This window comes from Xanthobacter flavus, from assembly GCF_017875275.1.
Classification (GTDB): Bacteria; Pseudomonadota; Alphaproteobacteria; order Rhizobiales; family Xanthobacteraceae; genus Xanthobacter; species Xanthobacter flavus_A.
Window position 1 is genome coordinate 454,703 of sequence record NZ_JAGGML010000001.1, and the last position, 13,659, is coordinate 468,361.

The following is a 13,659-nucleotide window of genomic DNA, read 5'->3' on the forward strand; positions in this document are numbered from 1 at the left end:
CTGGCTGCCTCCACCCCTCGGAAACTATTGCGCCGCAACACTTCTTATGATTTCCGAAGCTGGTGCTCGGCCGTAGGGCGCATTACTGTCCCGCCTGAGGGACCGCCCTACCGTCGCCGGATGCACCGCCATGAGCTTCGTCGTCTGCCTCGCCGCGCTCTTCTTCCTGATGCTCGTGGCCTATCGCGGCTTCAGCGTGATCCTGTTCGCGCCCGTCGCCGCCATCGGCGCGGTGCTGATCACCGATCCGGCGGCGGTGCCGGTGATCTTTTCCGGCCTGTTCATGGAAAAGATGGTGGGCTTCATCAAGCTCTACTTCCCGGTGTTCCTGCTGGGCGCCATCTTCGGCAAGCTCATCGAGCTGGCCGGCTTCTCGCGCTCCATCGTCTCGGCGGTGGTGAACCTGCTGGGGCCGACGCGGGCCATCGTCTCCATTGTGCTGGTGGGGGCGGTGCTCACCTATGGCGGCGTCTCGCTGTTCGTGGTGGTGTTCGCGCTCTATCCCTTCGGCGCCGAGATGTTCCGGCAGGTGGGCATTCCCAAGCGCCTGCTGCCGGCGGTGATCGCGCTCGGCGCCTTCTCCTTCACGGCGGATACGCTGCCCGGCACGCCGCAGCTGCAGAACATCATCCCCACCGCCTTCTTCGGCACCACGGCCTATGCGGCGCCCATCCTCGGCATCGTCGGCTCCATCTTCATCTTCGTGACGGGCATCGCCTATCTGGAATTCCGCCGGATGCAGGCCCACCGCGCGGGCGAAGGCTACGGCACCGGCCACCTCAACGAGAGCCTGCCGGACGACAGCGTCCCGCCCGTCCCGCCGCTGCTCGCTGTGCTGCCGCTGGTTGTGGTCGGCGTCGCCAACCTGTTCTTCGCCTGGCACATCCCCGGCTGGTTCGGGCCGCAGGCGAGCGCGACGCTGGTGGAAGGCGGGCCGGCTGTGAGCCTCGACACCCACGTCTGGGCCGGCATCTGGGCGGTGGAGGCGGCCCTGCTGCTGGGCATCCTCACGGTGGTGGCGTTCGGCTACAGGGCCATTGCCGGGCATTTCGCCGGCGGCTCGAAGGAGGCGGTGGGCGGCGCGCTCCTTGCCGGCCTCAATACGGCGACGGAATACGGCTTCGGCGCGGTGATCGCGGCGCTGCCGGGCTTTCTCGTCATCAAGGCGGCCCTCACCTCCATCCCCAATCCCCTCATCAACGAGGCGATCACGGTGACGACGCTGGCCGGCATCACCGGCTCGGCCTCGGGCGGCCTCTCCATCGCCCTTGGGGCCATGGCGCAGCAATTCATCGCCGAGGCACAGACCTACGGCATCCCGCTGGAGGTGATGCACCGCGTCGCTTCCATGGCAGCCGGCGGCATGGACACGTTGCCGCACAACGGCGCGGTTATCACGCTGCTCACCGTTACCGGGCTAACGCATCGTCAGTCCTATGGCGACATCTTCGCCGTTACCATCATAAAGACCACCGCGGCCTTCTTCGTGATCGGCTTCTATTATTTGACCGGCCTCTATTGAGCAGGTGCAGCATCGCCTTTAGGTTGCGGCGCAACATGGGCTGCGAGGGGTGGTGCGGACATGGCCGATGCCGGGGAGGCCGCTGCCGGGGGGCAGGTGATCGCCGTCGCCAACATGAAGGGCGGGGTGGGCAAGACCACCACAGTGGTCATGCTGGCGGAAGGCTTTGCGGAGCAGGGCGCGCGGGTGGTCGTGGTCGATCTCGACGCGCAGGCCAACGCCTCCTACTGCTTCGCCCATGACGACGAGCTGAAGGCGATCCTCGAGCGCCGCCAGTCGGTGACATCCTTCCTTGCCGACCGGCTGCTCTATGGCGACCGGACCTCCATCGCCCAGTACATCACACCGAGCATCTGCCATGTGATGAAGGCGGGCGAGGAACTGGCCATCGACATGGTGGTGGCGAGCCCCCGCCTGCGCCTGCTGGAGCGCGAGATCGTGCTGCGGCTGGCGGAGAAGAATTACGGGCTGCGCTCGCTGGAAGGCCAGTCGCTGAAGGTGCTGGACGAAGCGCTCAAATGCCTGCGCGCGCATTACGACGTGGTGCTGTTCGATTGCGCCCCCGGCATCTCCGCCTTCACCGAGGTGGCCATCCGCCTCGCCGACATGGTGATCGTGCCCACCATTCCGGATTATCTCTCCACGCTGGGCTTCGACGCCTTCCGCGCCTCGGTGTGGGAGAATGCCCACGTCACGCGATCCACCCTGCCCCAGCCCAGGCGCCGCCCGCTGGTGCTGGCGAGCCGGGTGCACGCGCAGAAGGTCCAGCATCGCGACACGCTCATCAGCCTGCGGGAGGAGGCGGCCGAGGACGGCGCGGTCTATGAGATCTTCGACACCGAGGTCCGCAACCTCGCCGCCATCGAGCGGGCCATGGACCCCGAGAACTTTCCCTACGCACCCTCCTTCGAGCAGAAATGGTACAACGCCGTGGACGCGGTGCGCGACCTCGTGAACGAGACGCGGAGGCGGCTCAATGGCTGAGACTTCGGAATTCTTCGCCCTCCTCGCGGCCATCGGCGGCCGGGCCGCCCTCTTCGCGGCGGGCGGCAATCTCGCGCGCAAGGCGGTGAACGAGATCGTCCGCGCCCAGCTCGTGGCCGACGGGACCGACCTCGAAGCGCTGCGCGCCATCCGAGCCGTGCTCGGCCCCGCCGCCTTCGCCGAGGCGCTGGACGGGGTGCCGGCGCCCAAGACCAAGGCGCTGCTGGCCCGCATCGATCCCCACGCCCCTGCCCTCGCCCAGCCCGGCGACCGGGTGAAGGCGCTCCTCGCCCTTGCCGATGCCAGCCGCGATCCGTCCGCGCCCGTTGCCAAGCCGGCGAAGAAGGCGTCGTCCCGCAAGGCGCCCGCGGCCGCTCCTGCTGCGCCCGCCACGGCCCCGGCTGCCCCTGCGGCCGAGGTTGCCCCCGACGGCAAGCCCGCGCCGCGCAAGCGCAAGATCACCGGGCGCACGGCGCTCCGGGTGTCCGAGGAGCGGTGATTCCGCCGCGCGCGATCACGCCTTGTCCTTCTCCGGCGCGGGGTCCGGCCCCAGCGTGAAGATTTCCGCCACCGCCACCAAGGTGGGCACGAACAGGCACCACATGCCCACCGCGCGATAGAGCAGCGCGGCCGAGAGGCAGCCGAAGAGGAAGGCGGCGAGGTACGCACTCATCCGCCCGAGGCGGGCGCGGTTCGCGGCAATGTTGGTGCCCTCCAGCGGCCGCCAGAGATTGGCGATGTCCACCAGCACCTGCGTGAACGTGCCCGTCATCACGGTGGAAGGCGGTGAATCGGTGAGGTGGGTGCGGTGGAGCGCGTTCTGCAGCGCCATGGCCGCCACCAGGGTCATGCCCATCATCACGGCGGCGGGGGAATTGTGGTCGTAGAAGGGGCCGGACTGCACGGCAACCAGCGCCGCATGCGCCAGCAGCACGAGCTTCGCCGCCATCAGCACGCGGAAATCGTCCCGCCCGCGCCGGGCGAGGGCGAGACTCAATTCCCGCGCGCACAGCACCACGAAGGCGAACACCGGCAGCGCCAGGACCTTCGCCAGCGATGGCGCATCCCCATGGGCCAGCGAGGCGGCGATGGTGACGAAATTGCCGGTCACATGGGCCGCGAACAGCCCGCCGAGCGCGACGAAGCCCGCCGCATCCACGAAGCCGGCGTTGAAGCAGAGGAGGACGGCGAGCAGCACTTTCACGGCAGAGCCCTCATCCCGCCTCCGCCACGTCGCGGATGCGCAGCGCCACCCGCGTCTCGCCCTGCCAGGTGTCGATGTCGAGGCATCCGGCCACATGCAGATTGCGCCCGCGCGCAGCCAAGAGCGCCCGGCCCAGCGGCTCCTCGGCGCAGCGGAAGGCGGTGGCCTTCAGCGTCGTGCCGTCCGGCGAGGAGATGCGGGCGCGCACATGGCCGGCGCCGAAGCTCTCCACATAGCTGATGCGGTGGCCGGGAAAGGCGAACACCGGCTCCGGATTGCCGGCGCCGAACGGGCCGGCACGGGCGACGGTCTCCACGAGGTCCACCGTCGCCCCGCGCGCGGTCATCGCGCCGTCGATGGAAAGGGTGCCCTCGGCGCGGGCACGCTCCACATCCGGGGCGAGGCGCTGCTCCAGCTCCGCGCGCAGGGCGCCGAGCTGGCGGCGCTCCACCGTCAGGCCGGCCGCCATGGCATGGCCGCCGCCCTTCACCAATAGCCCGCTCTCCACCGCGCCGCGCACCGCCCGGCCGATATCCACGCCGGGAATGGAGCGGCCGGAGCCGGTGCCGGTCTCACCATTGAAGGCGATGGCGAAGGCCGGGCGTTGGAAGCGCTCCTTCAGCCGCGCGGCGACGAGGCCGACGACGCCGGGGTGCCAGCCCTCACCGCTCACCACCACCACCGCGCCCTCCTCCGAGATGCCCAGCGCCGCATGCGCCTCGGCCTCGGCGGCGGCGAGGATGGCGCGCTCCACCTCCTGCCGCTCGGCATTGAGGCGGTCCAGTTCGGCGGCGATCCCGCGCGCCTCGGCGGGGTCCTGCGTCAGCAGCAGGCGCGCACCCAGCGTCGCCTCGCCGATGCGCCCGCCGGCATTGATGCGCGGGCCGATGAGGAAGCCGAGATGGAACGGCCGGGGCGGCCCATCGAGCCGCGCCGCGTCCATCAGCGCCGTGAGGCCGATGCGGGAGCGCCGGCGCATGGCGATGAGGCCCTTCGCCACAAAGGCCCGGTTGAGGCCGATGAGCGGCACCACGTCCGCCACCGTCGCCAGCGCCACGATGTCGAGGGCGTCCAGCAGGTCCGGCGCCGGGCGCTCGGCATTGAAGTGCCCGCTCTGGCGCAGCGCCCGCACGAAGCCGACCGCCACCACGAAGGCGAGCCCCGCCGCGCAGACATGGCCAAGGCCGGAGAGGTCGTCCTCCCGGTTGGGGTTCACGATGGCGGTGGCGGGGGGCAGGGTCTCCCCCGCCTGATGGTGGTCGATGACCACCACATCCATCCCGAGCCGTTTCGCGGCCGCCAGCGGTTCGAGGGAGGTCGTGCCGCAATCCACCGTCACCAGCAGGGTCACGCCCCGCGCGGCCAATTGCTCGATGGCCGGCACGTTCGGCCCGTAGCCCTCGAAGATGCGATCCGGAATGTGGAAGAACGGGTCGAGCCCGCCGGCCTGGAGCACGCCCACCATGAGGGCGGTGGAGCAGGCGCCGTCCACGTCATAGTCACCGAACACCGCCACCTGCTCGCCGGTCGTGACCGCGCGGGCGAGACGGGCCACGGCGGCGGGCATGTCGGTGAGCGTGTCGGGATCGGGCAGAAGGGTGCGGATGGAGGGGTCGAGATAGCGCTCCACCTCGTCCAGCGGCACGTTGCGGGCCGCGAGCACGCGGGCGAGCAGCTCGCTGATGCCGAAGCGCTGGGCCATGGCGAGCGCCGTCTGCCCGCCGCGCACGTCCAGCCGCTCCCGCCAGGTGCGGCCGGTGGCGGAGCGGGCGACGTCGAGGAAGAGGCGATTCGGCACGGCGATGTTCACGCGCGCATGAAGCCAGAGGAGAGGCGCGGCGTCGAGCGCGGGGGATTATGGGGGTTTTGTTGCCATTCCGTTCCCCTTCGGCGCCGGGTCTGCCACACTGGGGAAATCAGGGGCCGCGGCGCCGTCCCGATTCGCGCCGGCCCTGCCGTTCTGCTATCTGGCGCCCAAACCTCCGACCTCAGAGTGCCATGTCCGACAGCGATAATTCCGACGATCTCTTCGCCGCCCGGCCGCGCGGCTCCAGCAAGGCGCCGGCGAAGGAAAGCGCGCGCGGCAAGGCCGCAGTCGTGCCTCAGATGGCCGGCGATTATACCGCCGCCCATATCGAGGTGCTGGAAGGGCTGGAGCCGGTGCGGCGCCGGCCGGGCATGTATATCGGCGGCACCGATTCCAAGGCGCTGCACCACCTCTTTGCCGAGGTGATCGATAATTCGATGGACGAGGCGGTGGCCGGCCATGCCACCTTCATCGAGGTGCAGCTGGGTGCCGACGGCTATCTCACCGTCTCGGACAATGGCCGCGGCATCCCGGTGGAGGAGCACCCGAAGTTCCCCGGCAAGTCGGCGCTCGAGGTCATCATGACCACGCTGCATGCCGGCGGTAAGTTCGACAGCAAGGTCTACGAGACCTCCGGCGGCCTGCACGGCGTCGGCGTCTCGGTGGTGAACGCGCTCTCCGACGACCTCGAAGTGGAGGTCTCGCGCAACCAGACCCTCTATCGCCAGAGCTTCTCCAAGGGCCTGCCCCAAGGGCCGCTCAAGGAAGTCGGCCGCATCACCAACCGGCGCGGCACCCGCGTGCGCTTCCATCCCGATCCGGAGATCTTCGGCGCCGGCGCGCACTTCGAGCCGGCCCGCGTGTTTCGCATGGCCCGCTCCAAGGCGTACCTCTTCGGCGGCGTGGAAATCCGCTGGTCGTGCGATCCCGAGCTGCTGAAGGCCGGCGAGAACATCCCGGAGAAGACGGTCTTCCGCTTCCCCGGCGGCCTCAAGGACTATCTGGCGGCCGATCTCGAAGGCAACACGCTCGTCCATCCGGACATCTTCGCCGGCCGCATCCAGAAGACCGGCGGTCACGGCTCGGTGGAATGGGCGGTGGCTTGGGTGGCGGATGCCGACGGCGGCATCTCCTCCTACTGCAACACCATTCCGACGCCCGATGGCGGCACCCACGAGAACGGTCTCAAGGCTGTGCTGCTCAAGGGCCTGAAGGACTATGCGGAGCGCGCCGGCCAGGGCAAGCGCGGCTCCGTCATCACTGGCGACGACGTGATCGCCGGCTGCGCCGCCATGCTCTCGGTGTTCGTGCGCGAGCCGGAATTCCAGGGCCAGACCAAGGACCGCCTCGCCACCGCCGAGGCCGCCCGCATCGTCGAGCAGGCGCTGCGCGACCCCTTCGACCACTGGCTCGCCGCCAACCCGGTGCAGGCGAGCCGCCTGCTCGACCATGTGATCGACAGGGCCGAGGAGCGGCTGCGCCGCAAGCAGGAGAAGGAGGTCTCCCGCAAGACCGCCGTGCGCAAGCTGCGCCTGCCCGGAAAGCTCGCCGACTGCTCCAACACCGAGGCGGCCGGCTCCGAGATCTTCATCGTCGAGGGTGACTCGGCCGGCGGCTCGGCCAAGCAGGCGCGGGACCGCAAGACGCAGGCAGTGCTGCCCCTACGCGGCAAGATCCTGAACGTTGCCAACGCCACCCGCGACAAGCTTGCCGCCAACCAGCAGCTCGCCGACCTCGGCCAGGCGCTGGGCTGCGGCACGCTCACCCATTACCGCGAGACGGACCTCAGGTACGAGAAGGTCATCATCATGACCGACGCGGACGTGGACGGCGCGCACATCGCCTCCCTCCTCGTCACCTTTTTCTTCCGCCAGATGCCGAAGCTGATCGAGGAGGGCCACCTCTTCCTCGCCGTGCCGCCGCTCTACCGCATCACGCAGGGGGCCAAGACCCTCTATGCGCGGGACGACGCCCACCGCGAGCGGCTGCTGAAGAAGGAGTTTTCCGCCAAGGGCAAGGTGGATGTGGGCCGCTTCAAGGGCCTCGGCGAGATGATGCCGGCGCAGCTCAAGGAAACCACCATGGACCCGAAGACGCGCACCCTGCAGCGCGTCTCCGTGGAGGATGCAGAGCGCGCCGCCACCGTGGATCTCGTGGAACGGCTCATGGGCAACAAGCCGGAAGCGCGCTTCGCCTTCATCTCCGAGCGCGCCGCTTTCGCGGGCGAGGAGATGCTGGACATCTGAGCCGGCGCTATCCGTCCTCGCAGGGGGCTCGGGCGGCACCTTGCTACAGCGTCTCTGACGGCGAGATGTGCCCCTTGCGCGGCTGGAGCAGCCCGGCGGGGCCGGCGAGCACCAGCATGCCGATGCCGGCGGCGATGAACATGGCCACCACCCCGGCGAAGCCCGCCGCCTGCGTCAGCGCCAGCGCACCCACCGCCTGGCCGATGAAGAAGAAGGAGGCGAACAGCGCCAGCGCCGATCCGCGCGCCTCCGGGGCAAGCTCGGTGGCGAGGATCTGCAGCACGTTGTGGATCATGTAGAAGGCAAAGCCGGCGGCGCCGAAGATCGCCGCCATCAGCAGGAGCCCGTGGGCGCGGGTGGCGAGTATAAGCAGCACCCCCACCCCGGCGGCGCCCCACCGCACCATGCCGCCGAGCCCGAGATAGCGCACCAGCAGCGGCACGGCGAAGGTATAGAATGCACCGCCGATGGCGAAGGCGCCGAGCGCGATGCCCGCCTCCTTGGCATCGCCGATGCCCTGGTGGACCATCAGCGGCGCCACCAGCGGGAACACGCCGAAGCTCAGCGCGCCCTCGATGGCGACAACGCCATAGACCTTTATGGACAAGGGGTTGCGCAGCACGATGCCGTAGCGGGCGATGGAGGCGGCGAACGACAGGGGCTGACGCTGCCCCTCCTCCGTGAGCCCGAAGATGGTGGCGAGCGCGGCGAGGGCGGCGACGCCGAAGGCGGACCAGAACACCTCGCGCCACCCCGCCATCTCGGCGATGAAGCCGGCCAAAGCCGAGCCGGAGAGCTGCCCCAGCACCAGCGCGAGCAGCACCCGGCTGAGCGCCACCGGCCGGCGCTCGTACGCCACCCTGTCGCCCACCGTCGCCAGGACCACCGGGATGATGCCGCCGGCGAAGGCCCCGGAGAAGACGCGGGAGGCGAGCAGCATCTCGTGGCTGGTCGCGGTGGCCGACACCGCGAGGCCGATGGAGAGCATGACGAGGTTCACGCGGATGAGCCGCACCTTGCCCACCGCATCGCCGATGGGGCCGAACACCAGCTGCATCACCGCATAGGGAAAGGTGAAGGCGCTGGCGAGCATGGCCACCTGCTGCAGCGTCACCTGAAGGTCGCTCGCCAGAATGTTCAGCATGGGATCGACGACGCGCATGGAAAACGCGCTCGCGAACGCCGCAAGACCGAGGACGAGAAGAAAGGGCATGGGATCCGGGACGGCGACAGGGACGCCATCCCTGCGGCGTCGGGCGGGATGGGTCAACCCGACGAGGCCGCATGGGTGCAGCGCACACACATTCACTCAACGCATGGCGGGTGCTCGGAAAGCGTGCATTTGGGCCGCCTGGACGACACGCTCGGCCGTTTTGGCCCCCGAATCGGCGACCCCGGCCGGAAAACATTGACACGGCGCATCATTTTCTTATGTTGCTATGCGTCGTCCGAGATATGTCGAATCCAAGCGCGCCGACCGACGACCACTCGTCTGACCCCGTACGGCACGGGACGTTCGATCAGCGGCGCGCCGCCGCATCCAAAAGATGCAATGTCATTTTCCGAACTCGGCCTGAGCGACAAGGTCCTCGCGGCGGTCGCCGACACCGGCTACACGATCCCGACCCCGATCCAGGCCCAGGCCATCCCCCATGTTCTCGCGCGCCGGGATGTTCTCGGCCTCGCGCAGACAGGTACCGGCAAGACCGCCGCCTTCACGCTCCCCATGCTGACGCTGCTGGAGCAGGGCCGCGCCCGTGCCCGCATGCCGCGCACTCTCATCCTGGAGCCCACCCGCGAGTTGGCGGCCCAGGTGGAAGAGAATTTCACGCGCTACGGCAAGTACAGCAAGCTGAACGTCGCCCTGCTCATTGGCGGCGTTTCCTTCGGTGACCAGGACTCCAAGCTCGCTCGCGGCGTGGACGTGCTGATCGCCACCCCGGGCCGCCTGCTCGACCATGTGGAGCGCGGCCGCCTGCTTCTCTCCGGCATCGACGTTCTCGTCATCGACGAGGCCGACCGCATGCTGGACATGGGCTTCATCCCGGACATCGAGCGCATCTGCAAGCTCGTGCCCTTCACCCGCCAGACGCTGTTCTTCTCGGCCACCATGCCGCCGGAGATCCAGCGCCTCGTCTCGCAATTCCTCTCCAACCCCGTGCGGGTGGAAGTCTCCAAGCCCGCGTCCACCGCCACCACGGTGACGCAGGAACTGGTTGCCTCCGGCCGCGAGGACTATGAGAAGCGCGACGTGCTGCGGGAGCTGATCCGCAGCTGCGAGAACCTGCAGAACGGCATCATCTTCTGCAATCGCAAGCGCGACGTGGCGGTGCTCCACCGCTCGCTGCAGAAGCACGGCTTCAATGCCGTCGCCCTGCACGGCGACATGGACCAGCACGCCCGCATCAAGGCGCTGGACGAGTTCCGCAACGGCGAGGCGACCCTGCTGGTGGCCTCCGACGTGGCCGCGCGCGGCCTCGACATCCCGGCGGTGAGCCACGTCTTCAATTATGACGTGCCGCACCATTCCGAGGATTACGTCCACCGCATTGGCCGCACCGGCCGCGCCGGCCGCGCCGGCACGGCCTACACCATGGTCACGCACCTCGATGCCAAGTCCCTCTCGGCCATCGAAAAGCTGATCGGCAACCCGATTCCCTGGCACGGCCCGGCCCTCGGCGATGCGCCGCCGGCCTCCGAGCGCCGCGGGCGCGAGGATGGCCGTCTGCGCGGCAAGCGCCGCATGGACAAGGAGCCGCGCGAGGGTCAGCCCCGAGAGGCTCGTGGCGATCGCGAAGGTCGCGGCGAGCGCGAGCCGCGCCGCGAGCGCGAGCCCCGGGCCGAAGGCGTCGAGCGTGCCGAGCGGCCCGAGCGTCAGCCGCGGGCTGAACGGGCGGAGCGTCCCGAGCGCACCGAACGTCCCGAGCGTCAGGAGCGGGAACGCGCCACGCGTCCGGAACGGTCGGCCGAGCGTGGCGACCGCCCCGAGCGCAACCGTCGTCCCACCCGCGAGGAGGGCGACGCACGTCCCCCGCGCCGCGAGCGGGCGCCTGCCAACGAGCCGGCGGACATGTCCCACCTCCCCGCCTTCCTCCTGCGCCCGGTGCGGGTCAAGGCCGGCGCGTGAAGGTAGCTGCGTGAAGGCCTGCGCCGACCTCCGGGCCGGCGCATCCTTTCAAATGTTCTGATGGATCAGCGCGCCGCTCAGCCTTGGGCCGGCGCGCTTTTCTTTTTGGCGGCGGGCTTCTTCCCGGCCGCGCCACCCGCCGGCTTCGCCTTCTTCGGGGATGCTCCGCCTACGGGCTTCGCTTTGGCCTCATTGGCCGCATGTGCCACGAAGAGGGCGCGGCGGGCGAGGGCCGCGAGGTCCTCGGCATCGTCCAGCGCCTCTTCGGGCACGGACCAGAAGCCGCCCATGGTGCGGGTGACGCCCTTGGCCACATAGCTGAAGGGCACGGAGCCCCGCCCCTTCAGATCCTCGGCCAATGCCGCATCGGCCTTGAGATAGAAGGTGTCGCCGGCCCACAGCGCGAACATCAGCCCATCCGCATAGAGCCCGGCCCCGCCGAACATGCGCCGGACCGCCACCGGGCCGAAGGCGGCGAAGAGATCGGCAATCGCGTCCTCGTCCATTCCCCCTCCCTGCCCCGGCGTGTGGCCCTTCCCCGCTCAGCGCCGCGCGGGCTTATGGCCCTCCCACGCTCAAGCGCCGCGCGGGCTTGAAGGGGGAGCGGATCAGCCCACCAGCGCCAGCACCTGCGCGGCGGCGTCCATCTCGGTGCGGCGGGCGGCGCGGCGGAGACTGGCGAGTTCGTCCTCACCCCACTGCTCGCGGTTGAAATCCTCATCCACATGAGCCGCCGTCCAGGCCTCATCGGCGGAGAGCGCACCTTCCGCCACCGCGAGGGCGAGGAGGGCGGAGCCCGTGAGGGTGGTCATGGAATGCACGGCCGCGAGGCGCAGCGGGTCGGCCGGCACCAGCGCCCGCACCTTCGCCAGCGACTCCTCCGGCTGCGCCACATGGGTGATGCCCTCGGCGAGGTAGAAGCGCGCGCCGTGGGTCGCCTTCATCCAGTCCAGCACCGCGTCCCAGTGCTTCGCCTGCCGGTCCAACAGCTTCTGCGGTCCATCGGCGCGATAGAAGAGCATGTCGGTGCCGGCGTAGTTCACCACCTCGTCCGTAACGGCCTGCGCCTCGGGCGCCACCCGGTCGAGGGCGACGTTGACGAGGCGGGTCAGCGGCATGGTGAAGGGGTCGATCTCGGTCTGCTGCGCCGCCCACTCCGCCGCCATGGCCTCGGCGAGGGCACGGGTCGGCGCCTTGAGCAGGCCGCGCGCGGGGGTGCGCACGGGCCGCCCGTCGAGGAGGATGGTGAAGCCGCCCTCCCCTTCGCCCACGCTCACCTCGGTGTAGAAGCGCTTGGGCAGGGGCGCCTTCTGGGCGGCGCGAGCGCGGGCGACGGGATCGCCCGGATCGCCGCTCTCCACATCTTCCAGGAACTCACGCATCTCGCTGTCCTCAGATCACGACGCGGCGGCGGGCCAGAAGCTCGGCGATGGCCTCGGGCACCTCGCGGAAGTGCTGGACGATCCGGTCCGCGCCCGCCCGCTCCAGCGCCGGCGTCTCATGATAACCCCAGGCGACGCCAAGCGCCGAGGCCCCGGCCTGCAGGGCCATGGAGATGTCATAGGTGGTATCGCCGATCACCACCGTATCCTCCGGCCGCGCCCCGGTCTCCCCCATGGCCTGGAACACCATGGCCGGATGGGGCTTGGAAGGCGCGTCGTCGGCGGTCTGGATGGTGGAGAACCAGCCCTCCATGCCTTGCACGGAAAGGATGCGGTTCACCCCCCGCCGCGACTTGCCGGTGACGATGCCGAGCACCACGTCCTCGCGCTGGCGCAGCCCCTCCAGCACCTCGCGGGCGCCGTCGAACATGGGCTCGGGCGCATCGGCATTGAGCAGGCGGTTGAAGGCGAGCTTGTAGGCATCGACCATCGCCTCGATGGGATAGGACGCATCCCCCTGCGACAGCACCGCGAATGCCTGCGGCAAAGAGAGCCCCACCAGCGAGAGCAGTTTCTCCCGGTCGGGCAGGGGCACGCCGTGGGCGGCGTGGACATCGTGCATGGCGGAGACGATGAGGTGCTGGCTGTCCACCAGCGTGCCGTCGCAATCGAACAGCACCAGCTTGAGGCCGGCGGCGGAGGAAGGATCGGTGTCGCCTGCTGCGCTCATTTCTGGGTCATCTGCTGGGTGGCGATATCGTAGGTCCATGTGATGCCGGACGGATCGACGAACAAGACCTGCCGGAAGCCGCGCTGCTCACACTGCTTGGGGAACGGCCCGGCGACGATCAGCTCGGCCGCCGTCTTGGCCGGGAAGTTGAACTTGATCGTGAGCAGCGTCGCATCGTCTCCGCCGGCCGTGACGGTGAGGTCGAGGCCGTTCTGGGCGAAGCTGTCCTGCTTGCTCTTGGCGAAGGCGCGGCGCGCGGCAGCGTCCGCAGCTGGAGCCGCGACGGGACTGTTCACCGTGGGCAGCGGGAGGGAGGCGTCCTGTCCCGGCGCGGCGGCGGGCGGGGTTGCCGGAGGCGGCGCTGCGGCCTGGGCCGGAGGCGGCGCGGGCGTGGGAGCAGGCGGGGCCGGCGCTGCGGGAGCCGGCGCCGCGGCCTGAACCTGCGGCTGGGCGTCGGGCGCGTCGCCCGGCTCGTCGGACATGACCCACCAGACGAGGCCGCCGGAGATCAGCGCCACCACGGTGCCGCCGAGGCCGACGAGGAAGGGCATGACGAAACTGGTGTGGAGCTTGCGGCCGCAGAAGGGGCAATGGGCCTCCTCGGGATAGACCTGCGCCCCGCAGCCGGGACAGAAGTCGGGCCTCGGGTTCATCGCA

At 69.7% G+C, this 13,659-nt stretch carries 12 protein-coding genes; 5 read left to right on the top strand and 7 right to left on the bottom strand.

Going from position 1 to position 13,659, the window contains the following annotated elements; genetic code table 11:
• The first annotated feature begins 130 nt into the window (after nucleotides 1-130).
• The 3 genes from J2126_RS02210 to J2126_RS02220 are packed head-to-tail and all read left to right on the top strand — an operon-like array spanning nucleotide 131 to nucleotide 3,005.
• On the top strand, nucleotides 131-1,522 hold the full coding sequence (locus J2126_RS02210; protein WP_209483551.1) for a GntP family permease: 1,392 nt from the start codon (nucleotides 131-133) through the stop codon (nucleotides 1,520-1,522).
• 60 nt (nucleotides 1,523-1,582) lie between these two features.
• Nucleotides 1,583-2,506 (top strand): ParA family protein, encoded by a 924-nt coding sequence (locus J2126_RS02215; protein WP_209483553.1) that lies wholly within the window; start codon nucleotides 1,583-1,585, stop codon nucleotides 2,504-2,506.
• Nucleotides 2,499-3,005 (top strand): hypothetical protein, encoded by a 507-nt coding sequence (locus J2126_RS02220; RefSeq protein ID WP_209483555.1) that lies wholly within the window; start codon nucleotides 2,499-2,501, stop codon nucleotides 3,003-3,005. The genes J2126_RS02215 and J2126_RS02220 overlap by 8 nt, the downstream gene beginning before the upstream one ends.
• Nucleotides 3,006-3,020: 15 nt before the next feature.
• Here the strand turns inward: J2126_RS02220 and J2126_RS02225 are convergent, their stop codons facing one another.
• Both J2126_RS02225 and recJ read right to left on the bottom strand, forming a co-directional pair.
• A complete protein-coding gene (locus tag J2126_RS02225) occupies nucleotides 3,021-3,710 on the bottom strand; it encodes a YoaK family protein (RefSeq protein ID WP_348634208.1) in 690 nt (229 codons plus the stop codon).
• A gap of 10 nt (nucleotides 3,711-3,720) precedes the next feature.
• A complete protein-coding gene (gene recJ, locus J2126_RS02230) occupies nucleotides 3,721-5,508 on the bottom strand; it encodes a single-stranded-DNA-specific exonuclease RecJ (protein WP_348634209.1) in 1,788 nt (595 codons plus the stop codon).
• Between the two features lie 200 nt (nucleotides 5,509-5,708).
• Between recJ and parE the strand changes: the two genes are divergently transcribed.
• Nucleotides 5,709-7,763, top strand: a complete 2,055-nt coding sequence (gene parE / locus J2126_RS02235) for a DNA topoisomerase IV subunit B (protein WP_209483561.1) — start codon at nucleotides 5,709-5,711, stop codon at nucleotides 7,761-7,763.
• Nucleotides 7,764-7,806: 43 nt separating this feature from the next.
• Here the strand turns inward: parE and J2126_RS02240 are convergent, their stop codons facing one another.
• The gene (locus tag J2126_RS02240) at nucleotides 7,807-8,976 is read right to left on the bottom strand and encodes an MFS transporter (protein WP_209483563.1); all 1,170 of its coding nucleotides are present in this window, start codon (nucleotides 8,974-8,976) and stop codon (nucleotides 7,807-7,809) included.
• 339 nt (nucleotides 8,977-9,315) lie between these two features.
• Between J2126_RS02240 and J2126_RS02245 the strand changes: the two genes are divergently transcribed.
• Entirely contained in the window at nucleotides 9,316-10,890 is a 1,575-nt protein-coding gene (locus tag J2126_RS02245; RefSeq protein ID WP_209483565.1) for a DEAD/DEAH box helicase, read from the top strand.
• Between the two features lie 77 nt (nucleotides 10,891-10,967).
• On the opposite strand, the gene J2126_RS02250 is transcribed toward J2126_RS02245, so the two are convergent.
• The 4 genes from J2126_RS02250 to J2126_RS02265 all read right to left on the bottom strand — a co-directional run bounded on the left by J2126_RS02250 (nucleotide 10,968) and on the right by J2126_RS02265 (nucleotide 13,655).
• A complete protein-coding gene (locus J2126_RS02250; protein WP_209483567.1) occupies nucleotides 10,968-11,396 on the bottom strand; it encodes a TfoX/Sxy family protein in 429 nt (142 codons plus the stop codon).
• 102 nt (nucleotides 11,397-11,498) lie between these two features.
• Nucleotides 11,499-12,272, bottom strand: a complete 774-nt coding sequence (locus J2126_RS02255; protein ID WP_209483569.1) for an ATP12 family chaperone protein — start codon at nucleotides 12,270-12,272, stop codon at nucleotides 11,499-11,501.
• 10 nt (nucleotides 12,273-12,282) lie between these two features.
• On the bottom strand, nucleotides 12,283-13,002 hold the full coding sequence (locus tag J2126_RS02260) for an HAD-IA family hydrolase (protein WP_209483571.1): 720 nt from the start codon (nucleotides 13,000-13,002) through the stop codon (nucleotides 12,283-12,285).
• On the bottom strand, nucleotides 12,999-13,655 hold the full coding sequence (locus J2126_RS02265; RefSeq protein ID WP_209483573.1) for a zinc ribbon domain-containing protein: 657 nt from the start codon (nucleotides 13,653-13,655) through the stop codon (nucleotides 12,999-13,001). The genes J2126_RS02260 and J2126_RS02265 overlap by 4 nt, the downstream gene beginning before the upstream one ends.
• Nucleotides 13,656-13,659: the final 4 nt, after the last annotated feature.

What these genes read in the sequence shown, in the direction of transcription:
- J2126_RS02245 (WP_209483565.1), top strand. Translation starts at nt 9,316, where the DNA reads ATGTCATTTTCCGAACTCGGCCTGAGCGACAAGGTCCTCGCGGCGGTC.
- J2126_RS02210 (WP_209483551.1), top strand. Translation starts at nt 131, where the DNA reads ATGAGCTTCGTCGTCTGCCTCGCCGCGCTCTTCTTCCTGATGCTCGTG.
- J2126_RS02240 (WP_209483563.1), bottom strand. Translation starts at nt 8,976, where the DNA reads ATGCCCTTTCTTCTCGTCCTCGGTCTTGCGGCGTTCGCGAGCGCGTTT.
- J2126_RS02260 (WP_209483571.1), bottom strand. Translation starts at nt 13,002, where the DNA reads ATGAGCGCAGCAGGCGACACCGATCCTTCCTCCGCCGCCGGCCTCAAG.
- J2126_RS02215 (WP_209483553.1), top strand. Translation starts at nt 1,583, where the DNA reads ATGGCCGATGCCGGGGAGGCCGCTGCCGGGGGGCAGGTGATCGCCGTC.
- J2126_RS02220 (WP_209483555.1), top strand. Translation starts at nt 2,499, where the DNA reads ATGGCTGAGACTTCGGAATTCTTCGCCCTCCTCGCGGCCATCGGCGGC.
- J2126_RS02255 (WP_209483569.1), bottom strand. Translation starts at nt 12,272, where the DNA reads ATGCGTGAGTTCCTGGAAGATGTGGAGAGCGGCGATCCGGGCGATCCC.
- parE (WP_209483561.1), top strand. Translation starts at nt 5,709, where the DNA reads ATGTCCGACAGCGATAATTCCGACGATCTCTTCGCCGCCCGGCCGCGC.
- J2126_RS02265 (WP_209483573.1), bottom strand. Translation starts at nt 13,655, where the DNA reads ATGAACCCGAGGCCCGACTTCTGTCCCGGCTGCGGGGCGCAGGTCTAT.
- J2126_RS02250 (WP_209483567.1), bottom strand. Translation starts at nt 11,396, where the DNA reads ATGGACGAGGACGCGATTGCCGATCTCTTCGCCGCCTTCGGCCCGGTG.